The organism is Mycobacterium sp. IDUB_36, from assembly GCF_055419225.1.
This window is the reverse complement of record NZ_JBVAXH010000001.1, coordinates 1,367,779-1,388,066: the sequence shown is the minus strand read 5'-3', so window position 1 is coordinate 1,388,066 and position 20,288 is coordinate 1,367,779. Positions and strand designations below refer to the sequence as shown.

General features: G+C 66.7%; 25 protein-coding genes. 16 read left to right on the top strand and 9 right to left on the bottom strand.

Features of this window, described 5'->3' with window-relative positions:
- Nucleotides 1–3 precede the first annotated feature (3 nt).
- A complete protein-coding gene (locus ACZYW1_RS06810; RefSeq protein WP_463784335.1) occupies nucleotides 4–879 on the top strand; it encodes a formylglycine-generating enzyme family protein in 876 nt (291 codons plus the stop codon).
- A gap of 8 nt (nucleotides 880–887) precedes the next feature.
- Here the strand turns inward: ACZYW1_RS06810 and pstS are convergent, their stop codons facing one another.
- Entirely contained in the window at nucleotides 888–1,985 is a 1,098-nt protein-coding gene (gene pstS, locus ACZYW1_RS06805) for a phosphate ABC transporter substrate-binding protein PstS (protein WP_463784333.1), read from the bottom strand.
- Nucleotides 1,986–2,323: 338 nt separating this feature from the next.
- Between pstS and ACZYW1_RS06800 the strand changes: the two genes are divergently transcribed.
- From ACZYW1_RS06800 to rplO, 11 genes are all read left to right on the top strand, one after another.
- Nucleotides 2,324–3,241, top strand: coding sequence for a DUF4436 domain-containing protein (locus ACZYW1_RS06800; protein ID WP_463784331.1), 918 nt, complete (start codon nucleotides 2,324–2,326; stop codon nucleotides 3,239–3,241).
- 253 nt (nucleotides 3,242–3,494) lie between these two features.
- Complete coding sequence (gene rplN, locus ACZYW1_RS06795; RefSeq protein WP_045373371.1) at nucleotides 3,495–3,863, top strand: 50S ribosomal protein L14; 369 nt, start codon at nucleotides 3,495–3,497, stop codon at nucleotides 3,861–3,863.
- Nucleotides 3,864–4,187, top strand: coding sequence for a 50S ribosomal protein L24 (gene rplX / locus ACZYW1_RS06790; protein WP_463784328.1), 324 nt, complete (start codon nucleotides 3,864–3,866; stop codon nucleotides 4,185–4,187).
- On the top strand, nucleotides 4,184–4,753 hold the full coding sequence (gene rplE, locus ACZYW1_RS06785) for a 50S ribosomal protein L5 (protein ID WP_463784326.1): 570 nt from the start codon (nucleotides 4,184–4,186) through the stop codon (nucleotides 4,751–4,753). The genes rplX and rplE overlap by 4 nt, the downstream gene beginning before the upstream one ends.
- 3 nt (nucleotides 4,754–4,756) lie before the next feature.
- Nucleotides 4,757–4,942 (top strand): type Z 30S ribosomal protein S14, encoded by a 186-nt coding sequence (locus ACZYW1_RS06780; protein ID WP_424754123.1) that lies wholly within the window; start codon nucleotides 4,757–4,759, stop codon nucleotides 4,940–4,942.
- A 19-nt stretch (nucleotides 4,943–4,961) separates the two neighbouring features.
- On the top strand, nucleotides 4,962–5,360 hold the full coding sequence (rpsH, locus tag ACZYW1_RS06775) for a 30S ribosomal protein S8 (RefSeq protein WP_463784323.1): 399 nt from the start codon (nucleotides 4,962–4,964) through the stop codon (nucleotides 5,358–5,360).
- A 14-nt stretch (nucleotides 5,361–5,374) separates the two neighbouring features.
- Nucleotides 5,375–5,914 (top strand): 50S ribosomal protein L6, encoded by a 540-nt coding sequence (gene rplF / locus ACZYW1_RS06770; protein ID WP_463784321.1) that lies wholly within the window; start codon nucleotides 5,375–5,377, stop codon nucleotides 5,912–5,914.
- Nucleotides 5,915–5,916: 2 nt separating this feature from the next.
- Complete coding sequence (gene rplR, locus ACZYW1_RS06765; RefSeq protein ID WP_463784319.1) at nucleotides 5,917–6,321, top strand: 50S ribosomal protein L18; 405 nt, start codon at nucleotides 5,917–5,919, stop codon at nucleotides 6,319–6,321.
- Nucleotides 6,322–6,370: 49 nt separating this feature from the next.
- On the top strand, nucleotides 6,371–7,045 hold the full coding sequence (gene rpsE / locus ACZYW1_RS06760) for a 30S ribosomal protein S5 (protein WP_463784317.1): 675 nt from the start codon (nucleotides 6,371–6,373) through the stop codon (nucleotides 7,043–7,045).
- Nucleotides 7,046–7,047: 2 nt separating this feature from the next.
- Nucleotides 7,048–7,263, top strand: coding sequence for a 50S ribosomal protein L30 (rpmD, locus tag ACZYW1_RS06755; protein WP_463784316.1), 216 nt, complete (start codon nucleotides 7,048–7,050; stop codon nucleotides 7,261–7,263).
- Nucleotides 7,260–7,700 (top strand): 50S ribosomal protein L15, encoded by a 441-nt coding sequence (gene rplO, locus ACZYW1_RS06750; protein WP_463784314.1) that lies wholly within the window; start codon nucleotides 7,260–7,262, stop codon nucleotides 7,698–7,700. The genes rpmD and rplO overlap by 4 nt, the downstream gene beginning before the upstream one ends.
- Nucleotides 7,701–7,709: 9 nt before the next feature.
- Here the strand turns inward: rplO and ACZYW1_RS06745 are convergent, their stop codons facing one another.
- Together ACZYW1_RS06745 and ACZYW1_RS06740 are read right to left on the bottom strand one after the other, a co-directional pair.
- On the bottom strand, nucleotides 7,710–8,942 hold the full coding sequence (locus ACZYW1_RS06745; protein ID WP_463784311.1) for a serine hydrolase domain-containing protein: 1,233 nt from the start codon (nucleotides 8,940–8,942) through the stop codon (nucleotides 7,710–7,712).
- A gap of 128 nt (nucleotides 8,943–9,070) precedes the next feature.
- Complete coding sequence (locus tag ACZYW1_RS06740) at nucleotides 9,071–9,997, bottom strand: LLM class flavin-dependent oxidoreductase (protein ID WP_463784309.1); 927 nt, start codon at nucleotides 9,995–9,997, stop codon at nucleotides 9,071–9,073.
- A 38-nt stretch (nucleotides 9,998–10,035) separates the two neighbouring features.
- On the opposite strand from ACZYW1_RS06740, the gene sppA reads away from it, so the two are divergent.
- Nucleotides 10,036–11,808 carry a signal peptide peptidase SppA gene (gene sppA / locus ACZYW1_RS06735; RefSeq protein ID WP_463784308.1) on the top strand — a complete coding sequence of 591 codons (1,773 nt, stop codon included), beginning with the start codon at nucleotides 10,036–10,038 and terminating at the stop codon, nucleotides 11,806–11,808.
- Here sppA and ACZYW1_RS06730 read toward each other — a convergent pair.
- The 4 genes from ACZYW1_RS06730 to ACZYW1_RS06715 form a co-directional block, all read right to left on the bottom strand.
- Nucleotides 11,805–12,719: a class I SAM-dependent methyltransferase gene (locus tag ACZYW1_RS06730; protein ID WP_463784305.1), complete on the bottom strand. Its 915-nt coding sequence runs from the start codon at nucleotides 12,717–12,719 to the stop codon at nucleotides 11,805–11,807. The genes sppA and ACZYW1_RS06730 overlap by 4 nt on opposite strands.
- The gene (locus tag ACZYW1_RS06725) at nucleotides 12,703–13,629 is read right to left on the bottom strand and encodes a class I SAM-dependent methyltransferase (RefSeq protein ID WP_463784302.1); all 927 of its coding nucleotides are present in this window, start codon (nucleotides 13,627–13,629) and stop codon (nucleotides 12,703–12,705) included. Before ACZYW1_RS06725 ends, ACZYW1_RS06730 begins: the two co-directional genes overlap by 17 nt.
- A gap of 9 nt (nucleotides 13,630–13,638) precedes the next feature.
- Complete coding sequence (locus ACZYW1_RS06720) at nucleotides 13,639–14,571, bottom strand: class I SAM-dependent methyltransferase (RefSeq protein ID WP_463784300.1); 933 nt, start codon at nucleotides 14,569–14,571, stop codon at nucleotides 13,639–13,641.
- A 64-nt stretch (nucleotides 14,572–14,635) separates the two neighbouring features.
- On the bottom strand, nucleotides 14,636–15,283 hold the full coding sequence (locus ACZYW1_RS06715; protein ID WP_463784297.1) for a class I SAM-dependent methyltransferase: 648 nt from the start codon (nucleotides 15,281–15,283) through the stop codon (nucleotides 14,636–14,638).
- A gap of 86 nt (nucleotides 15,284–15,369) precedes the next feature.
- On the opposite strand from ACZYW1_RS06715, the gene ACZYW1_RS06710 reads away from it, so the two are divergent.
- Nucleotides 15,370–16,233: a helix-turn-helix transcriptional regulator gene (locus tag ACZYW1_RS06710; protein WP_463787723.1), complete on the top strand. Its 864-nt coding sequence runs from the start codon at nucleotides 15,370–15,372 to the stop codon at nucleotides 16,231–16,233.
- Nucleotides 16,234–16,262: 29 nt separating this feature from the next.
- Here the strand turns inward: ACZYW1_RS06710 and ACZYW1_RS06705 are convergent, their stop codons facing one another.
- The gene (locus ACZYW1_RS06705; protein ID WP_463784294.1) at nucleotides 16,263–17,183 is read right to left on the bottom strand and encodes an SAM-dependent methyltransferase; all 921 of its coding nucleotides are present in this window, start codon (nucleotides 17,181–17,183) and stop codon (nucleotides 16,263–16,265) included.
- An 11-nt stretch (nucleotides 17,184–17,194) separates the two neighbouring features.
- Nucleotides 17,195–18,106 carry a class I SAM-dependent methyltransferase gene (locus tag ACZYW1_RS06700; protein ID WP_463784290.1) on the bottom strand — a complete coding sequence of 304 codons (912 nt, stop codon included), beginning with the start codon at nucleotides 18,104–18,106 and terminating at the stop codon, nucleotides 17,195–17,197.
- A 313-nt stretch (nucleotides 18,107–18,419) separates the two neighbouring features.
- On the opposite strand from ACZYW1_RS06700, the gene secY reads away from it, so the two are divergent.
- Nucleotides 18,420–19,745 (top strand): preprotein translocase subunit SecY, encoded by a 1,326-nt coding sequence (secY, locus tag ACZYW1_RS06695; protein WP_293000822.1) that lies wholly within the window; start codon nucleotides 18,420–18,422, stop codon nucleotides 19,743–19,745.
- Nucleotides 19,742–20,287, top strand: coding sequence for an adenylate kinase (locus tag ACZYW1_RS06690; protein ID WP_463784287.1), 546 nt, complete (start codon nucleotides 19,742–19,744; stop codon nucleotides 20,285–20,287). The genes secY and ACZYW1_RS06690 overlap by 4 nt, the downstream gene beginning before the upstream one ends.
- Nucleotide 20,288 lies beyond the last annotated feature (1 nt).

Genomic DNA, 20,288 nt, shown 5'->3' with positions numbered 1-20,288 from the left:
CTCATGCCGACCGAGCTCGTCGCACTGCCACCCGGCTCGTTCCGGATGGGCTCGACCAGCTTCTACCCCGAGGAAGCGCCGATCCACACCGTGGCGGTCGACGCCTTCGCCATCGAGCGGCACCCGGTGACCAACGCACAGTTCGCCGAATTCGTGGGCGCGACAAGCTATGTCACGGTGGCCGAGCAACCCATCGACCCCAGCCTCTACCCGGGAGCGGATCCGGCCGAACTCCAGCCCGGCGCAATGGTTTTCCAGCCCACACCCGGTCCGGTCGACCTCCGGGACTGGCGGCAGTGGTGGATCTGGGTGCCGGGTGCCAGCTGGCGCCGTCCGTTCGGCCCGGACAGCGATGTCGACGATCGTGCCGATCACCCGGTGGTGCAGGTGGCCTATCCCGATGCGGCCGCGTACGCGCGCTGGGCCGGCCGCCGGCTGCCGACCGAAGCCGAGTGGGAATACGCCGCGCACGGGGGAGCCGTCACCACCTATGCCTGGGGTGAGCAGGAGAAGCCGCACGGTACGCCGATGGCCAACACCTGGCAGGGCAGCTTTCCCTATCGCAACGACGGATGGTCCGGCACGTCTCCGGTGGCGGCATTCCCGCCCAACGGGTTCGGATTGTTCGACATGATCGGCAATGTCTGGGAGTGGACGACCACCGAGTTCTCCGCCCACCATCGGCTCGACCAGCCGCCCAAGAGCTGTTGTGCCCCAACTGGACCCGCCGACCCGACAGTCACGCAGACACTCAAGGGCGGTTCACACCTGTGCGCCCCGGAGTACTGCCACCGCTATCGGCCCGCGGCACGCTCGCCGCAGTCGCAGGACACCGCGACCACCCACATCGGATTCCGCTGCGCGGGCGATCTGCCCTAGCCGGCCGGTCAGCTCATGGCGTTGGCCGCGGCCATCACTTTCGACTGGAATTCGGGTGGCAGCGGGATGTAACCGTGCTTGTCCAGGTCGATCTGACCGGGCCCGAGCGTAGCCTGCAGGGCGGCTTTGACCGCGATACCGGTCTGCGGATCGGGGTACTTCGAGCAGACGATCTCGTATGTCGCCATCACGATCGGATAGACGTCGTCCTGGCTGGGGTTGTAGAACGACGAGAGATCGAGCACCAGGTTGTTGCCCTTGCCGATGACCTTGGCGCCGGCGATGGTCTTGCCGACCGAATCGGTGCCGATCCGTACCGGCCGTCGGGTCTTGCGACTGGCCGGCGTCTTGATCTCGGCCGCGAACAGGCCCTCGTCCATCGCGAACGACAACTCGTTGTAGGTGATCGCGCCTTCGGTGTTCTTCACCATCGCGGAGGTTCCGTCGTTGCCTTTGGCACCGGTCCCGACCCCGCCCTTGAACGCTTTGCCGGTGCCTTGTTTCCAGACGCCGCCCGCCGCGGCTTGCAGGTAGGCCTGGAAGTTGGCAGTGCTGCCGGAGTTGTCGCTGCGGTGCACGACGTGAATCTCCTCAGGCGGCATGGACGCGTTGAGCGAGGTGATCTGCGGGTCGTCCCAGCGGGTGATGCTGCCGTTGAAGATGCCGGCCAGCGTCTGCGCGTCGAGCACCAGGAAATCGACCGGGAGGTTGTAGGTGACGGCCAGCGGGCCGAAGACCACCGGGAGGTTCCACGCCTCGGCCCCGCCGCAACGCTGCTTGGCGGCGTCGTACTGGTCCTCACTCAGCGGGGTGTCCGAACCCGCGAAATCGCTCTTGCCGGAAAGGAAGTCGGCGATCCCGGCGCCGGAGCCATTGGCCGTGTAGTTCAAGCCGTGCCCGGGGCAGGACTTGCTGTAGGCCTCGACGAACCGCTTCATCGCGTTGGTCTGCGCGGTGGACCCGCTGGCCGAGATCGTCGACTTGCCGCCACAGGTCACGACCTCGCTTGCATACGCCATGCTGGTGTGCGGGACCTCGCACCCCGACAGCACCGTGGCACCCGCCGCCAGCAAACTAACGGCAGCGGCCATTCGGTTGCGCTTCATCTTGGTTGCCTCACCCCGAGCATCGACCCATTGTTGAGATTTTCGGCGCACGATTCGACCCCGTGAACCGCCGTTAGATTAACCGCTCGACAGCCGAACTGTCCCGCCCCATGGGCGAATTCATGTTTTCTGTTTGTATTCCTGAACTCCGAGTGACTGCCGGGTGGACAACGGGTGACGAGCGTCGGGCACCCTGTGCACGATCCCACTTTCGGCGCGCTTCGGGCATCGTGGTTCGCTAACCTGACGACCGTGTTGCCCCGACCGGCTGACGTCCACCGCCCCGGGCCCGTCCGCGTGCGGCGCGTGGCCCCGAATTCACCGAACGGCGGCCGGCGATGACCGTCCAGACCCCGTCCTCGATCTCGGCGCCACCGACGCCGCAGGACCGGCAGCGGCCGCGAATCGTGATCGGGGTGGCCATCATGATGGCGGTGGTCGCCGCCTACGGCCTTTCGCTGTTCGGTGTCCACTTGCTGCAGAAGTCCGAGGGCCCGCTCCCGCCGCTGGACCTGAGCCAGGCCGGAGCCGACGAAACCGTCGTGCAGATCCGGCTCGAAGAGCTCAAGTCCACGACGAACCGGCTCACCGTCAACGTGCTCATCTATCCGGGCGAGTCGCTCGAGGACAAGCGCTTCGACGAGTTGAACACCGACATCGCGGTCCGGCTGTACCCGCCCAACGACCTCGGCGACTTGCAGTTTCCGAAGGGGAAGGCGCCGGCCCAGGTCAGCACGACGATCCAGGCGCACGGTGATCCGGGTAACTGGCCCTTCGACTCCTACCGCACCGAGCCGATCTCCGCGGACGTGTTCGTCGGCAACGGTGCGCAGCGCAAGCGGCTACCCGCTCACGTCCAGGTCACCGGATCGATGGACGGCTGGGATGCCACCGTCCGGCGCAACAGCGACTCCAGTGAGACCGGTAACCACAACACCAGCAACGTGGTGGTCACCCTGCACCGGGCCAAGGGACCCCTGATCTTCGACCTGGGCATCATCCTGGTCTTGATCAGCCTGCCGACCCTGGCGTTGGTGGTGGCCATTCCGATGGCGATGGGCCGGCGAAAGTTCGTGCCGCCGTTCGCCACGTGGTACGCGGCCAACCTCTTCGCGATCGTTCCGCTGCGCAACATCCTCCCCGGTGCGCCGCCGCCGGGCTCGATGATCGACCAGGCGCTGGTGCAATGGGTGTTGCTCGCACTGGCCACCGCGATGGCGCTCTACATCTACTCCTACATCCGCCAGGGCGACTGAAAACGCGGGTCACGACGCCCGCGGGCCGCCGCTCACCGCGGTTGACCAGGAATTTGGCTCTCGGTAGGACTTCCCCTAGACTCTAGGGGTTGCCGTGGGCAGACCTCGGCTGGCATCTCGAGTTTTACCGTCAGCCCTGCGTGCCTTTCGACGACAAAGACCATGCAAGACAGGTCTGGTGGATGCTGCTTTCGGGTGTCCTCCGGCCCGGTCACGCGTGGGCGTGCATACGTGAACCAGGGCAGGAGATCGAGTGATTCAGCAGGAATCGCGGCTGAAGGTGGCCGACAACACGGGTGCCAAGGAGATCTTGTGCATCCGCGTTCTCGGCGGCTCGTCGCGGCGTTACGCCGGCATCGGCGACGTCATCGTCGCGACGGTGAAAGACGCCATCCCCGGCGGCAACGTCAAGCGTGGTGATGTGGTCAAGGCGGTCGTCGTACGCACCGTCAAGGAGCGTCGCCGCCCGGACGGCAGCTACATCAAGTTCGACGAGAACGCGGCCGTCATCATCAAGCCCGACAACGACCCGCGTGGAACCCGCATCTTCGGCCCGGTCGGCCGCGAGCTGCGTGAGAAGCGCTTCATGAAGATCGTCTCGCTGGCCCCGGAGGTGCTGTAGATGAAGGTGCACAAGGGCGACACCGTCCTCGTCATCTCGGGTAAGGACAAAGGCGCCAAAGGCAAAGTGATCCAAGCTTTCCCGACCCGCAACAAGGTGCTGGTGCAAGGCGTCAACCGGATCAAGAAGCACACCGCGGTCTCGACCAACGAGCGCGGCGCACAGTCCGGCGGCATCGTCACCCAGGAAGCCCCCATCCACGTGTCCAACGTGATGGTGGTCGACTCCGACGGCAGCCCCACCCGGATCGGTTACCGGGTCGACGAGGAGTCCGGTAAGCGGGTTCGCATCTCCAAGCGCAACGGCAAGGACATCACGGCATGACGACCACCGAGCAGCAGAAGGTTCAGCCCCGGCTCAAGACGCGCTACCGCGAAGAGATCCGTGAGGCGCTGAACAAAGAATTCGGCTACGCCAACGTGATGCAGATCCCGGGCGTGGTCAAGGTCGTGGTGAACATGGGCGTGGGAGACGCCGCCCGCGACGCCAAGCTGATCAACGGCGCGGTCAACGACCTGGCGCTGATCACCGGCCAGAAGCCGGAAATCCGCAAGGCCACCAAGTCGATCGCGCAGTTCAAGCTCCGCGAGGGCATGCCGATCGGTGCGCGCGTCACGCTGCGCGGCGACCGGATGTGGGAGTTCCTGGACCGCCTGATCTCGATCTCGCTGCCGCGTATCCGTGACTTCCGTGGTCTGGGAGCCAAGCAGTTCGACGGCCGGGGTAACTACACCTTCGGGCTGACCGAGCAGTCGGTGTTCCACGAGATCGACGTCGACAACATCGACCGCCCCCGGGGCATGGACATCACAGTCGTCACATCGGCGACCAACGACGACGAAGGCCGGGCGCTGCTGCGCGCCCTCGGCTTCCCGTTCAAGGAGAACTGAGCAATGGCGAAGAAAGCACTGATCAACAAGAGCCAGCGCAAGCCGAAGTTCGCGGTTCGCGCGTACACCCGCTGCAACAAATGCGGCCGTCCGCACGCTGTCTTCCGCAAGTTCGGGTTGTGCAGGATCTGCCTGCGTGAGATGGCGCACGCGGGCGAGCTGCCCGGTGTGGCGAAGAGCAGTTGGTGACGGGGCGGGAGAACCAACAATGACGATGACTGACCCCATCGCAGACTTCTTGACGCGTCTGCGCAACGCCAACTCGGCGTACCACGACGAGGTGACCCTGCCGCACTCGAAGCTCAAGGCGAACATCGCCGAGATCCTCAAGCGCGAGGGCTACATCACCGACTACCAAACCGAGGACGCGCGAGTGGGCAAGGCGCTCAAGGTTCAGCTCAAGTACGGGCCGAGCCGGGAACGCAGCATCGCCGGCCTGCGCCGGGTGTCCAAGCCGGGTCTGCGGGTGTACGCCAAGTCGACCAATCTGCCGCGGGTACTCGGCGGCCTGGGCGTGGCGATCATCTCGACGTCCTCGGGTCTGCTCACTGACCGTCAGGCTGCCAGACAGGGCGTGGGCGGCGAAGTCCTCGCATTCGTGTGGTGAGAGGGGACTGACACATGTCGCGTATTGGTAAGCAACCGATCTTGATCCCGTCCGGGGTCGAGGTTTCCATCGACGGCCAGCAGGTCTCGGTCAAGGGGCCCAAGGGCACCCTCGATCTGAAGGTCTCCGAGCCGATCACCGTGGCGCGCAACGACGATGGCGCCATCGTGGTCGCCCGTCCGGACGACGACCGGCACAACCGTTCGTTGCACGGGCTGTCCCGCACCCTGGTGTCCAATCTGGTCGTCGGTGTGACGCAGGGCTACACCATCAAGATGGAGATCTTCGGCGTCGGCTACCGCGTGCAGGCCAAGGGCAGCAACCTCGAGTTCGCCCTTGGCTACAGCCACCCGGTGCTGATCACGGCTCCCGAGGGCGTGACCTTCGCGGTCGAGACGCCCACCAAGTTCTCGATCACGGGTATCGACAAGCAAAAGGTCGGCCAGATCGCGGCCAACATCCGCCGTCTTCGCAAGAACGATCCCTATAAAGGCAAGGGCATCCGATACGAAGGTGAGCAGATCCGCCGCAAGGTCGGAAAGACAGGTAAGTAGTCATGGCGCAAACACAAGTTGGTACCGCGCAGAAGGCGCCCGGGCAGAGCGTGTCTGCCGTGCGGCGCAAGCAGCGGCTGCGTCGTCACGCGCGGCTGCGTAAGAAGATCTCGGGCACCGCGGAGCGTCCGCGCCTGGTGGTGCACCGTTCGTCGCGGCACATCCACGTGCAACTGGTCGACGACCTCACCGGCACCACCGTGGCCGCCGCCTCCTCGATCGAGGCGGACGTGCGCGGCGTCGACGGCGACAAGAAGGCCCACAGCGTGCGGGTCGGCCAGTTGATCGCCGAGCGGGCCAAGGCCGCCGGTATCAACACCGTGGTGTTCGACCGTGGTGGCTACACCTACGGCGGACGGATCGCGGCTCTGGCCGACGCCGCCCGTGAAGGTGGATTGGAATTCTGATGGCAAGCAACAACCTTGCGGAATCAAACCTGAGCGGAAGGACCGCATAATGGCGGAGCAACCGGCTGGAACGGCCGGCCCCACGAACGAGGGCCGCGACGACCGTCGCGACTCGCGTGACAACCGGGGCCGCCGGGACGGTGGCGGCCGCGGTGGTCGTGACCGTGACGGCGACAAGAGCAATTACCTGGAGCGGGTTGTCACGATCAACCGAGTCTCCAAGGTGGTCAAGGGTGGTCGGCGCTTCAGCTTCACCGCGCTGGTCATCGTTGGCGACGGAAACGGCATGGTCGGTGTCGGCTACGGCAAGGCCAAGGAAGTACCCGCCGCGATCGCCAAGGGCGTCGAAGAAGCCCGCAAGGGATTCTTCCGGGTGCCGATGATCGGTGGAACCATCGTCCACCCGGTACAGGGTGAGGCGGCCGCCGGCGTGGTGCTGCTGCGCCCGGCCAGCCCCGGTACCGGTGTGATCGCCGGTGGTGCGGTGCGCGCGGTGCTGGAATGTGCCGGCGTCCACGACATTCTGTCCAAATCGCTGGGTAGCGACAACGCGATCAACGTCGTGCATGCGACCGTTGCCGCGCTCAAGATGCTGCAGCGGCCCGAAGAGGTCGCCGCCCGACGTGGACTTCCGCTGGAAGACGTCGCTCCGGCCGGCATGCTGCGCGCCCGCCGCGAAAGTGATGCGCTGGCCGCCAGTTCCGCTCGTGAAGGAAGCGCATAATCATGGCAGCGAAATCAGCACAACCGACGCAGCTGAAGATCACTCAGGTCCGCGGCGTGATCGGCGCCCGCTGGAAGCAGCGGGAAAGCCTTCGCACCCTGGGCCTTCGGAAGATCCGGCAGTCCGTTATCCGCGACGACGACGCGCAGACCCGCGGGCTGATCAAGGCCGTCCATCACCTCATCGAGGTCGAGCCGGCTGAGGGAGGTAGCAAGTGACCATCAAATTGCACGACCTGCACCCAGCGCCCGGGTCGAAGACCAAGCGCACCCGGGTCGGCCGCGGTGAGGGCTCCAAGGGTAAGACCGCCGGCCGCGGAACCAAGGGTACGAAGGCTCGCAAGAACGTGCCGGCCACCTTCGAAGGTGGGCAGATGCCGATCCACATGCGGCTGCCCAAGCTGAAGGGGTTCCGCAACCGGTTCCGCACCGAGTACGAAGTCGTCAACGTCGGCGACCTCAATCGTCTGTTCCCCGAAGGCGGTTCGGTCGGTCTGAACGAGTTGGTCGCCAAGGGTGCGGTTCGCAAGAACACCCTCGTCAAGGTTCTCGGCGACGGCAAGCTGGCCGTGAAGGTGGACGTCACCGCGCACAAGTTCAGCGGCAGCGCGCGCGAGAAGATCAGCGCGGCGGGCGGCTCGGCGACCGAGCTCTAGACGCCCTCGCTACTTCTGCGGTCGTGCGCCCAGCACGTCGCGGAACAACGCTTGGCGCAGCGCGAGTTCGCGCGGATCGCTGGTGAGGTGGAAGCCGAGCCGGTTCATCACGTAGCCGAACCCGATCCCGGTATCGGGATCGGCGAACCCGAACGAGCCGCCGTAACCTGGTGTGCCGAAAGCTTTGTCGCTTGATCCGAACTCGCACAGCGGGGCCGGTTTCGACAGTCCCAGTGAATACAACACATTGACCCGCAGCACCTTGTCGCGCAACCCGCGGCTCGGCGTGGCGGGCTGGGCCATGAGTTCGTCGAGCACGTTCGGCTCGAGGCCCAGCGCCCGGTCGCCGACCGTGGCCGCGCTGTAGAGCTTGGCGACGGCCCTCGCGGTCCCGATTCCATTGGCCGACGGGATCTCGATGGCGCGCACGTCATCTCGGTTGTAGTCGCCGTCCCACGGTACGACGCCGCGCGGAAGAGACCCGGCGCGGGCGAGCAGACCGGCCGGGTTGAACGATGCGGCCACCAGTGGAGCCGGCAGCGTGTGCAGGTGCAGCAGAGACTCGGCGCGACGCCAGTTGTGCAGATGCGCCACCCGATCGCGCGACACGGAATCCGGAAGTCCGATGTGGAGATCCAGCCCGAGCGGGCCGGCGACCTCGTCGGCGAAGAAGCGGCCCAGGGTACGGCCGGCCGGGTCGGTGCGGCGGATGAGCTCGGATTCGTACCAGCCCAGCGTGATCGCGTGATAGCCGTGCCGGGTGCCCGGCCGCCACACCGGTTTCTGGGCTGCGAGCAGCTCCGACAGCCGGGGCGGGTCGGCGACATCGTGCACGGTCGGCGCTGGTTTCAGCACGCACAGTCCGGCTTGGTGGCCCAGCAGTTGGCGCACGGTCACCTCGGCCTTGCCCGCCTGGGCGAACTCCGGCCAGTGGTCCGCGACCTTGTCGTCGTAGCCGAACAGCCCTCGCGACACGGCGAGCGCAAGGGCAAGGGCGGCAACACCTTTGGTGGTCGAGAACATATTGACCATGGTGTCTCGCTGCCACGGCGTCTTGGTCAACCCGTTGCGATAGCCACCCCACATATCGACCACTTTGATGCCGTCGCGATACACCGCGACGGCGGCGCCGACCTCGCGGCCGGCCGCGAAGTTGGCCCGGAATGCATCGGCGACCTTGCCGTAGCCGTCCTCGACGTCGCCGCCGATCAGGTCCGGCGACACCGCGACCTTGAGCACCATGAGGCGGTTATACACCAGAAGTCACCGCGGCAAAGTCAGTTGAGTGACACCGCTTCGAATTCGTTGCCGGTGGCACAGCACGGCACAAGCGAGCCGCCCCTGCAGAGCGCGGATGAGGCCGGGGTGACTCAGTTCAGCCGCGGAATGACCTCTGCCGCAAGACGTTCCATCTGTTCGCGGTCCTCGGCGACAGTGCCACCGACCGGGTTGAGCAGGATCGTCTCAGCGCCGGCCTCGATCACCGCACGCAGACCGGACACCACGTCGTCGGCGGTGCCGGCCACCGGGACGTCGTCGATCCCGGACATCCCGCCGTAAATGCGGTGCAGCCCGTCGAGCACCCGCTTGCGCGCCTGAGCCGGGTCATCGTCGATCATCAGATAGACCCGCTTCCCGATCGGAAACTCCGCGGAATCCCGTTCCTGCGTGGTCAATTCGCCTCGCAGGACTGCGACCGTCTCGGCGAATGCAGCGGTGGTCGACGAACCTGCACCGAGAAACGCGTCGCCGTGGCGCACCGCGCGCGCCAGTGCCTTCGGCGCCCGGCCGCCGAACCAGATCGGTGGATGCGGCCGCTGCACGGGCTTGGGCTGAATCGGTAGATCGTCCACCTGACGAAAACGGCCGTCGAACGTCACCCGCGGGTTGTCGGACCATGCCGCCTTCATCAGCTCGAGCCCCTCGGTGAAGCTGCCCACGAACGTCTTGTCGTCCACCCCGAACGCGGCGAACCGGCGGCCCCCACCGCCCGGTGCCACCCCGACGTCGAGTCTGCCGTGGCTGAGTCGGTCCACCGCGGTGATCGACGACGCCAACTGCAGTGGATCGTGCAGCGACGAGACCAGCACGCCCACGCCGAGGCGCAGGCGCGTTGTGCAGGCGGCCGCGTAGGCCAGCAGTTCCAGCGGCGCGAGCAACGGCGCCGGGCCGATGATCTGCTCCAGCACCCAGCCGGCTTCGAAGCCGAGCTCCTCGGCCCGGGCCAGATAGTCGCGCACGCCGGCCGCGTCGAAACCGGTCGTATCGAGCTGAGGAATCGAGATCGAGAATCGCACCCCATCACGGTACGGCGGGCCATCGGTAGGCTCGTCGCATGTTCTCCTTCCTGCCCGACCCGCCCGGCATCGACGACGTCCGCGCGCTGGCCCGCCGGGTGGACACCGCCCGCCACCACGGCGTTCCCAACGGCTGCGTGCTCGAACTCGACCTGCGGGCGGCGCCGCCGGAGACCAGTGGCCTGGATCCGCTCGCAATGATCACCGGCGGCGGACGTCCGCTGGTGTTGCGCGAGGCGGTTGCCGCCCTGCACCGTGCCGCCGAGGACCCTCGGGTCGCGGGCCTGATCGCACAGGTCCAGCTCCCCGCCGCCGCGGCTGGACCGGTTCAGGAGTTGCGGGAAGCCATCGCGGCATTCTCGGCGAAGAAGCCGTCGCTGGCCTGGTCCGAGACCTACCCGGGCACCCTGTCGTACTACCTGGCGTCAGCGTTCGGTGAAGTCTGGATGCAGCCGTCGGGCACCGTCGGGCTGATCGGGTTTGCCACCAACGCGCTGTTTCTGCGCGACGCGCTCGACAAAGCGGGCATCGAAGCGCAGTTCGTCGCGCGCGGCGAATACAAGTCCGCGGCAAACCTTTTCACCCAGGCCGGCTACACCGACGCGCATCGAGAAGCCGACACGCGACTGCTGGAAAGCCTTCGCGGCCAGGTGTGGCAGGCGATAGCGGAGTCACGCACGATCAGCCAGGACAGCCTCGACGGCCTGGCCGACCGCGCGCCGCTGCTGCGCGACGTCGCGCTCGAGTCGGGACTGATCGACCGGGTCGGCTTCCGCGACGAGGCCTACGCGCGGATCGCGGAACTGGCTGGCAGCGAAGGCATCTCGAGCGACGCCGACGACCACGATGCCCCGCCGCGGCTGTTCGTCAGCCGATACGCGCGGGCCACCGGTCCGGGCGGGCCATCGGTGCCCGGGCGCGGGCCCAAGTCGACGATCGCCGTCGTCACCGTCGCCGGGCCGATCGTCAGTGGACGCGGCGGCTCGCGGGTTCCGCTCGGCTCGTCGAACGCGGGCGGCGACACCATTGCGGCGGCGCTGCGCGAGGCGGCGCACGACGATTCGGTGTCGGCGATCGTGCTGCGGGTCGACTCGCCGGGTGGTTCGGTCACCGCGTCGGAGACCATCTGGCGGGAAGTCAAGAAGGCTCGTGAGCGCGGTAAGCCGGTGGTGGCGTCGATGGGTGCGGTCGCGGCCTCCGGCGGCTACTACGTCTCGATGTGCGCCGACGCGATCGTCGCCAATGCGGGCACGATCACCGGCTCGATCGGCGTCATCACCGGAAAGCTGATCGCCCGTGACCTGAAGGACCGGCTGGGTGTGGGCTCAGACGCGGTGCGTACCAACGCCAATGCCGACGCCTGGTCGATCAATGCGCCGTTCACGGCCGAGCAGCAGGCACAGGTCGAGGCCGAAGCCGACCTGTTTTACACCGACTTCGTCGAGCGGGTCGCCGAGGGGCGCAACCTCAGCGTCGAAGCGGTCGATGCGGTGGCCCGTGGCCGGGTCTGGACCGGTGCCGACGCGCTCGAGCACGGCCTGGTCGACGAGCTCGGCGGCCTGCGGACGGCGGTGCGCAAGGCCAAGGTGCTGGCCGGGCTGGACGAAGACGCCAAGGTCCGCCTCGTCGGCTACCCGGGCTCGTCGCTGTGGGAGCTGCTACGGCCGCGTGCCTCGTCGCAGCCCGCAGCGGCGTCGCTGCCGGATGCGTTGGGCGGGTTGATCACCGCCTCGGTGGCCGGCCTCATCGAGCAGGCCGAGCGGTCGCTGACCGGAGCGAATGTGCTGTGGCTCGGGGAGTCCCGCTTCTAGCCGGCGAACGTTGCGCTGACGTAGATGATGTCGCCCAGCGGATCGTCGTTCTCCGGTGTGGGGACGGCGCGGTCGTTTGCGGTGAACAGCTCGGATCGCGACGTGTCGACGACATCCCACGATTTACCGCGCAGGTAATCGACGACGTGGTTGCGCTGCCCAGCGTAGATCAGCGACGGCATGTCGATGTCGACACCGTGCTGGCGGAACGGGGCCAACATCTCTCGCGCCTTGTCGGCGTCGAAATCAACGATGCCCGGGACGTATTCGGTGGCGACGGTGCTACCCGGTGCGCTCAACGCGGTGATGTTGTCGAACAACCGATCCTGGGCCTCTGGCGGCAGGTAGATCAGCAGACCTTCGGCCAGCCAGGCCGTCGGCGCGTCGGTGTCGAGACCGGCGTCCCGTAACGCGGCCGGCCAGTCGCCGCGCAGGTCGATGGCGACGGTGCGACGCGTCGCGGTGGGCTCGGCGCCCAGGTCGGCGAGGGTACGGGTCTTGAACTCGATCACCTGCGGCTGGTCGATCTCGTAGACCACCGTGCCCGCGGGCCAGTCCAACCGGTATGCGCGGGCGTCCAAACCGGAAGCCAGGATCACCACTTGCCGGACACCGGTGTCGGCGGCGGCCAGCAGATAATCGTCGAAGTACTTGGTGCGCACGCCCATTCCGTCGGCGATCGCTTGCGTCCGATCCGGCGATGAATTCGGGAGCAGCGAGAGATCGAGTTCACCGTCGATCATCTTGACGAAGAAATCCAGTCCGACCGCGCGCACCAACGGGTCGGCGTACGGATCGTTGATCAGTGGCCGGGCGTCGTTGGTCGCCATCGCGCGACCCGCGGCGACCATCGTCGCGGTGGCACCCACGCTGGAAGCAAGGTCCCAGCTGTCGTCATCGGTCCGTGTCATTGCCGTCCTCAGTCCGGGTCGCCGCGACGTAACTCATGTCCCGGAACACCGTCATCGACTCGTCGTCCGGGAAGGGAAATCCGTTGCGTTCGTACAACACAAGAGCGGGATGATTCTCGACCCGCCAGCCGTGCTCGGTCAGATAGTCGATCACGACGTGGCGTTCGCCCTGGTAGAAGAGATCGGCCGGATTCAGGTCAAATCCCGCTCGGCGCCAACGCTCGCCGAGGCGCTGCAGCTTCTCCCCGGAGAACGCATCCGGGTCGGAGATGTTCTCGGTCGCGAGCCGGCTGCCCGGCGCGCTGAGCGCGGCGATGTTGTCGAACAGCCGATCCTGGGCATCGGGGGGCAGGTAGGGGAGCAGACCCTCGGCGCTCCACGCGGTCGGCCGGCCGGTGTCGAAACCGTGCTCGCGCAGTGCCGCCGGCCAGTCTTCACGCAGATCGATGCTCACCGTGCGGCGTTTGGCGGTCGGCTCCGCCCCGAGGTCCGCCAAGGTCGTGGTCTTGAATTCGATGACCTCCGGCTGGTCGACCTCGTAGACGACGGTGCCGGCCGACCACGGCAGTCGATACGCCCTGGTGTCCAAGCCGGAGGCCAGAATGACCGCCTGCTGGATGCCCGCTGTGCTGGCGGCGACGAAGAAGTCGTCGAAAAACCTTGTGCGCACCGTCATTTGCTGTGCGCGCGCTTCGCTGGTCAGGCCCGGCCCGTCGTCGTCCTCGATGTCACCGTCGATCAGCCGAATGAACGGAGCCATGCCCACCGCGCGCACCAATGGCGCGGCGAAGGGATCGTCGAGCAACGGCTTGGGGCCTTGCGAGGCCAGCGCGCGGGCGGCGGCGACCATCGTCGCGGTCGCGCCCACGCTGGAAGCCAGATCCCAGCTGTCGTCGTGCGTGCGTGGCATCGGTGCCTCCTATTTCTTGTCGGCCAGCGTTCCGCTGACATAGAGACGATCGGCGAACGGCAGATCGTCTTCGTGCAGCGGCTCGAGACCGTTGGCGGCGAACAACTCTCGGATGGTGCTACCGCCCATCTCCCAGCCCAGATCGGCCAGGTACGGCGACGCCTCGTTGCGGTCGCCGTCATACACCAACTGCGTCATGTCCAGATCGAGTCCGTGTTTACGCCAGCGTTGCGCAACCAGCTGCATCCGGGCCCTGATTCGCTCCCGGTGGGCCTCGTCGCGGGCCGGTCCGCTCTCGGTCGCGATGCGGCTTCCCGGGACGCTGAGCTCGGTGATGGTGTCCAGCAGTCGATCCTGCGCGTCGGGCGGGAGATAGCCCAGCAGACCCTCGGCGCTCCAGGCGGTGGGCCGGCCGGAGTCGAAGCCCGCGTCCTTGAGCGCCGCCGGCCAGTCGTCGCGCAGATCGATCGCCACCGTGCGCCGCTGCGCGGTCGGTTCCGCACCCAGATCGGCCAGCGTGCGGGACTTGAATTCGATGACCTGCGGCTGGTCGATCTCGTAGACGACGGTGCCCTTGGGCCAGGGCAGCCGGTAGGCCCGCGAGTCGAGCCCGGACGCCAGGATCACCGCCTGCGTGATGCCGGCGGCCGTTGCCTCGATGAAGAACTCGTCGAAGAACTTGGTGCGCACCGCCATGTTGTCGGTCATCCGCTGGGCGCTGGGCGCTTCGCCGTCTTCCTCGAGGTCGGTGGGGGACAACTCGCCGGTCGCCAGTTTGGTGAACAGGTCCAGACCCACGGCCTTGACCAGCGGTTCGGCATACGGGTCGTTGATCAGCGGGTGATCGGCCTTAGTGGCCATCGCGCGGGCCGACGCGACCATGGTCGCCGTCGCGCCGACGCTCGATGCCAGGTCCCAGGTGTCGTCGTCGGTGCGTGCCATCGCCGTCCCCTCGCCTCGATTCCGAGTTATTACTTAGCCAATATAACGAGGCTACCACCGTGATTCATTCGGGCCGGGTCGCGCGGTAGAACGCGAGACGCCCGATGACGGGATGCCGTCGAGTGCCGACCTCGGTGCAGTCGAAGCCGGCCGCGGCGAGCAGGTCTGGAATCGACTCGCCGAAGTGCGCGGAAGCATGCCGGCGTCGCGCCAGGAACCGCGCGACCGGGCCGCCGTGCTCGGTCTCGTCGGCGTCGATGTCGACCACGTGTAGGCGGCCGCCGGGCCGCAGCACCCGGAAGGCCTCGGCCGCCGCGGCGGGTTTGGCCTGGCTGTCGAGGTGGTGCAGCATCAGCGACGACAGCACCCGGTCGAATTCGCGGTCGGCGTACGGCAGCTGTTGGGCGTAGCCGTGATCGAAGCGAATACCACTCTGGCGCTGCACTTTTCGTTGCGCACGGGCCAGTGCGAGCGGGTCGGGGTCCACGCCGACCACATCGGCTAAGGGATGCGAATGCTTGGTGCGCATGGTCAGGTTGCCGGTTCCGCTGCCGATCTCCAGCACCCGCTGGGCGCCGGCGATCTCAGCCTGATCCACCAACGTCCGGTGCACCTTGGCGATGCCCAGCACGCGCGACAGCAGATCGTAGGCGGGCAGCAGGGCGTCGTGCTGAGCGGCGGGCATGTAGTCGTGAGGATGATGTTTGGTCATGCCATCAATCATCAGATACCGGGGCTGAACAGGTTTGGGTGATCTTTGACGATACTTGGACTATCTTCGGTCCAATGCCCGAGGAGATGGTCGCGCCGACGAGGCTGATCCGTCACCGCAGCGGAGTCCCGGTCTATCAGTACCGGACCGACCCGCACACGCCGCCGTTGTCGGTGATCCGCCGTGGCCGACAGGTGCGCAACCAAGGCCGGCACATTCACGATTTCCCGGCCCTGTGGTACCGGCCGGCGGTGGGTGCGGTGTACGTGGTCGCGGCGGGGGAGGTGCTCGACCCGCAGAAGCTCGGCGACCTCGAGGGGGGTATCGGGGTGCTGTTCGACCCGGCCGCGCTGGGCGAGGATGCGCAGTCGCCGTGGCCGACCTGGCGGACGCATCCCCTGCTGTTCCCTTTCCTGCACGGGCAGTCCGGTGGGCTGCTGCGGCTGGACTTGCCGAAATCTCGCCATCCGAACTGGGATTCGGCGATCGAAGCGATCGAGTCCGAACTCGCCGACCGCCGTGAGGGTTACCAGCAGGCCGCCTTGGCGAGTCTCACCCTGCTGTTGATCGACGTGGTACGGCTGGCCGGCGATGTCGTCGGCGACTTGCGGCGCAGCGGCGAGCCGATGCTGGCCGAAGTCTTCGCGATCATCGATCGACGGCACAACGAGCCGTTGTCGCTGCGGGACGTCGCCCACGAGGTGGGCATGACGGCCGGGCATCTGACCACCGTGGTGCGCCGCAGAACCGGCCGTACCGTCCAGGAGTGGATCATCGAACGCCGGATGGCCGAAGCGCGAAAGTTGCTGACGGACAGCGACATCGCCATTCACGAGGTGGCGATGCGAGTCGGCATTCCGGATCCGGGGTATTTCAGCCGGTTGTTCCGCCGCAAGCACGGCGCTTCGCCGCGCAGCTGGCGTGACTACAGCGGGTTGGCGCACAGGTAACGCACCCGGCTGCAGACGCGTCGGCGGCGTTATGGCAGCTCGGCCGAGAGGTACCTGATGTCGCCGAAGGCAACCATCGACGGCGCATCCGGGAACTCGAAACCGTTGGCGGCGTAGAGCTCCGGTGTGGTGTGCACGGTCGTCTGCCAACCGCGCTCGGCCAGGTACTCGGCGGCGTCGTTGCGTTCGCCGTCGTAGACCAGCTCGGACCAGTTCAGGTTCAACCCGAGCCGGCGCCAGCGTTCGCTGATCTCGTTGCCCCGCTGGGCGATTCGATCGCGGATGTCCGGGACGTAGCCGGTGCCGATCCGGCTGCCGCTGAAGCTGACCGTGGTGATGGTGTCGAACAACCGGTCCTGCGCGTCCGGTGGCAGATAACCCAGCAGCCCTTCGGCGATCCAGGCCGTCGGCCGTTCGGAATTGAATCCGTTGTCCCGCAACGCACCCACCAAGTCGTCGCGGAGGTCGACGGCCACCGCTTTGCGCTCCGCGGTCGGGGCCGCACCCAGATCGGCCAGCGTTCGGGTCTTGAAATCGATCACCTGCTGCTGATCGACCTCGAAGACCGTGGTGCCCGCGGGCCAGGTCAGCCGGTAGGCACGGGTGTCGAGCCCGGCGGCCAGGATGACGGCTTGGCGCAGCCCAGCGGCAGCGGCGCCGGCGAAGAAGTCGTCGAAGAATCGGGTCCGGACGGCCATTCCCTCGGACAGTCGTTGCGAGGTGAAGGCCGGATCGTCGTCGCCGAGTTCGAGCTCGCCGTCGACCATCTTGATGAATGCCTCCACGCCGACCGCCCTGACCAAGGGCTCGGCGAACGGGTCGTCGATCAGCGGATCGGGTCCCTTGGACGCCATGGCGCGCCGGGCGGCCACCGCGGTGGCGGTGGCGCCGACACTGGACGCCAGATCCCAGCTGTCGCCGTCGTGGCGAATGGTGTCGTTCTCGGCCATCTCAGGACCTCCTATCGGCGAGTTGCGATGACGGACACGATGTCCCGGAAGGCGGCGTGCGCCGAGTCGTCCGGGAAGACGCGGCCGTACTCGCCGAACAGTTCACGGCGATTGCGCGCCAGCACGTCCCAGCCGTGGCCGGTGAGGTAGTCGGAGACGTTGCTGCGCTCGCCCTCGTAGAACAAACCGGACAGGTCGACGTCGCAGCCGATGCTGGCCCACCGGTCGCTCATCGCTTTGCCGCGCTCGGCCATCGACGGGCCGCTGACCGGGTGGTACTCGGTGGCGATCTGGCTGCCGGGGGCGCTGAGCGCGGTGATGTGGTCGAAGAGCCGGTCCTGGGCTTCGGGTGGCAGATACATCAGCAACCCCTCGGCGCTCCAGGCCGACGGCCGGGTGGGGTCGAAGCCGCTGGCGCGCAACGCGGCCGGCCAGTCTTCGCGCAGGTCGATGCTGACCGTGCGGCGCTCGGCCACCGGCTCGGCGCCCAGGCCCGCCATGGTGTCGGTTTTGAACGTGACGACCTGCGGCTGGTCGACCTCGTAGACGACGCTGCCGGCCGGCCAGTTCAGCCGGTAGGCCCGGGAATCCAGGCCGGCGGCCAGGATCACCGACTGCTCGATGCCGGCCGCGGCCGCATCGTTGAAGAACTCGTCGAAGAATTTGGTGCGGACCGCGATCGAGTCGGTCTCGTTCTGCAGTTCGGTCTTGCCGTTCTCGCCCGCATCGGCCGGGTCGATGTCGCCGTCGACCACCCGGGTGAAGAACTCGATGCCCACCGCGCGCACCAGCGGGGCGGCGAACGGGTCGTTGATGATGGGGTCGCTGTCCTCGGTGGCCAGCGCTCGTGCCGCCGCGACCATCGTCGCGGTGGCGCCCACGCTGGAGGCCAGATCCCAAGTGTCGGTATCGCTGCGCGTCATGCTCACCCTTTCCGTCAACACTCAGCTGTAGTCGATTGATATTTAGCCAAGGTAAAGAGCCAATGAAACCTTACCCGCCCTGTCTGTGGATGGGCTGCGAGCCGGGGCGGCGCCCACCGGCCGATCGCAGTCCACCCATTTGCGGGCGGGCGCTTCACGCGCTGTTAGTCTCGTAGACTGTCTGACGCGCGCGTGTCCACGTCCTGCCTGCATGTGCCAGGCGCGCGACGAAAGACCATCCAGGACATTTCGGTGCTGGATACACCAGCCAGTAGGCATGCCGCGACCAGAGCTCGGCTGCGCAGGAGGAAGAGTGCTTTCGGCTTTCATCTCATCGCTGCGAACAGTCGACCTGAGACGGAAGATCCTGGTCACGCTGGGCATCGTGGTGCTGTACCGGCTCGGCGCCACGGTGCCGTCTCCCGGTGTGAACTACCCCAACGTGCAGAAGTGCCTCGCGCAGATCAGCGGCGGGGACTCCGCGCAGATCTACTCGTTGATCAACCTGTTCTCCGGCGGGGCTCTGCTGCAGCTGACCGTGTTCGCCGTCGGCGTGATGCCCTACATCACCGCCAGCATCATCGTGCAGCTGCTCACCGTGGTCATCCCGCGGTTCGAGGAGCTTCGTAAGGAGGGCCAGTCCGGCCAGGCCAAGATGACGCAGTACACCCGCTACCTGGCGATCGCGCTGGCCGTCCTGCAGGCCACCAGCATCGTGGCGCTGGCCGCCAACGGCGGGCTGCTGCAGGGCTGCAGCCTGGAGATCATCGCCAACCAGAGCATCTTCACCCTGGTCGTCATCGTGTTGGTGATGACGGCCGGTGCGGCGCTGGTGATGTGGATGGGCGAGCTGGTCACCGAACGCGGTATCGGCAACGGCATGTCGTTGCTGATCTTCGCGGGCATCGCCGCGCGCATACCGGGTGAGGGCAAGAGCATCCTGGACAGCCGCGGCGGAGTGGTGCTGGCCACGGTCTGTGTGGCCGCGCTGATCATCGTTGTCGGCGTGGTCTTCGTCGAGCAGGGTCAGCGCCGTATTCCGGTGCAGTACGCCAAGCGGATGGTCGGCCGGCGAATGTACGGCGGCACCTCGACGTATCTGCCGCTGAAGGTCAACCAGGCCGGTGTCATCCCGGTGATCTTCGCGTCGTCGCTGATCTACATCCCGCACCTGATCACCCAGCTGATCCGCAGCGGCAGCGGGGGGATGGGCAACAGCTGGTGGGACAAGTTCGTCAGCAACTATCTGTCGAACCCCGGCAGCCCGGTCTACATCGGCATCTACTTCAGCCTGATCATCTTCTTCACGTACTTCTACGTGTCGATCACGTTCAACCCCGACGAGCGCGCCGACGAGATGAAGAAGTTCGGTGGGTTCATCCCCGGTATCCGGCCGGGCAAGCCGACCGCCGACTACCTGCGCTACGTCCTGAGCCGGATCACCCTGCCCGGGTCGATCTACCTCGGCGTGATCGCGGTGCTGCCCAACTTGTTCCTGCAGATCGGCAACGGCGGATCGGTGCAGAACCTGCCGTTCGGTGGTACTGCGGTGCTGATCGCGATCGGTGTCGCATTGGATACGGTGAAGCAGATCGAAAGTCAGCTGATGCAGCGCAACTACGAAGGGTTCCTCAAGTGAGAGTCGTGTTGCTGGGGCCGCCCGGGGCCGGCAAGGGGACGCAGGCGGTCAAGCTGGCCGAAAAGCTCGAGATTCCGCATCTGTCCACCGGTGACCTGTTCCGCGAGAACATCGGCAATGGCACCGAGCTGGGTCTGGAGGCCAAGCGCTATCTGGACGCCGGTGACCTGGTGCCGTCTGAGCTGACCAACGAGCTGGTCGACGACAGGCTGAGCAATCCCGACACCGGCAACGGCTTCATCCTGGACGGCTACCCCCGTTCGGTGCAGCAGGCCAAGGCGCTGCACGACATGCTCGAGCGGCGCGGCACCCAGCTCGACGCGGTCCTGGAGTTCCGGGTTTCCGAGGAAACCCTGCTGGAGCGCCTGAAGGCCCGCGGCCGGGCCGACGACACCGACGAGATCATCCTCAATCGGATGAGGGTCTACCGCGACGAGACCGCGCCGCTGATCGAGTACTACACCGATGAACTGAAGACCGTCGACGCCGTGGGTGAGGTCGACGAGGTGTTCGCCCGCGCGCTGCAGGCGCTCGGGAAGTAGC

Coding starts and splice junctions, on each gene's coding strand:
- ACZYW1_RS06810 (WP_463784335.1), top strand. CDS start 4: ATGCCGACCGAGCTCGTCGCACTGCCACCCGGCTCGTTCCGGATGGGC.
- pstS (WP_463784333.1), bottom strand. CDS start 1,985: ATGAAGCGCAACCGAATGGCCGCTGCCGTTAGTTTGCTGGCGGCGGGT.
- ACZYW1_RS06800 (WP_463784331.1), top strand. CDS start 2,324: ATGACCGTCCAGACCCCGTCCTCGATCTCGGCGCCACCGACGCCGCAG.
- rplX (WP_463784328.1), top strand. CDS start 3,864: ATGAAGGTGCACAAGGGCGACACCGTCCTCGTCATCTCGGGTAAGGAC.
- rplE (WP_463784326.1), top strand. CDS start 4,184: ATGACGACCACCGAGCAGCAGAAGGTTCAGCCCCGGCTCAAGACGCGC.
- ACZYW1_RS06780 (WP_424754123.1), top strand. CDS start 4,757: ATGGCGAAGAAAGCACTGATCAACAAGAGCCAGCGCAAGCCGAAGTTC.
- rpsH (WP_463784323.1), top strand. CDS start 4,962: ATGACGATGACTGACCCCATCGCAGACTTCTTGACGCGTCTGCGCAAC.
- rplF (WP_463784321.1), top strand. CDS start 5,375: ATGTCGCGTATTGGTAAGCAACCGATCTTGATCCCGTCCGGGGTCGAG.
- rplR (WP_463784319.1), top strand. CDS start 5,917: ATGGCGCAAACACAAGTTGGTACCGCGCAGAAGGCGCCCGGGCAGAGC.
- rpsE (WP_463784317.1), top strand. CDS start 6,371: ATGGCGGAGCAACCGGCTGGAACGGCCGGCCCCACGAACGAGGGCCGC.
- rpmD (WP_463784316.1), top strand. CDS start 7,048: ATGGCAGCGAAATCAGCACAACCGACGCAGCTGAAGATCACTCAGGTC.
- ACZYW1_RS06745 (WP_463784311.1), bottom strand. CDS start 8,942: ATGGTGCTCAAGGTCGCGGTGTCGCCGGACCTGATCGGCGGCGACGTC.
- sppA (WP_463784308.1), top strand. CDS start 10,036: ATGTTCTCCTTCCTGCCCGACCCGCCCGGCATCGACGACGTCCGCGCG.
- ACZYW1_RS06730 (WP_463784305.1), bottom strand. CDS start 12,719: ATGACACGGACCGATGACGACAGCTGGGACCTTGCTTCCAGCGTGGGT.
- ACZYW1_RS06725 (WP_463784302.1), bottom strand. CDS start 13,629: ATGCCACGCACGCACGACGACAGCTGGGATCTGGCTTCCAGCGTGGGC.
- ACZYW1_RS06720 (WP_463784300.1), bottom strand. CDS start 14,571: ATGGCACGCACCGACGACGACACCTGGGACCTGGCATCGAGCGTCGGC.
- ACZYW1_RS06715 (WP_463784297.1), bottom strand. CDS start 15,283: ATGACCAAACATCATCCTCACGACTACATGCCCGCCGCTCAGCACGAC.
- ACZYW1_RS06710 (WP_463787723.1), top strand. CDS start 15,370: ATGGTCGCGCCGACGAGGCTGATCCGTCACCGCAGCGGAGTCCCGGTC.
- ACZYW1_RS06705 (WP_463784294.1), bottom strand. CDS start 17,183: ATGGCCGAGAACGACACCATTCGCCACGACGGCGACAGCTGGGATCTG.
- ACZYW1_RS06700 (WP_463784290.1), bottom strand. CDS start 18,106: ATGACGCGCAGCGATACCGACACTTGGGATCTGGCCTCCAGCGTGGGC.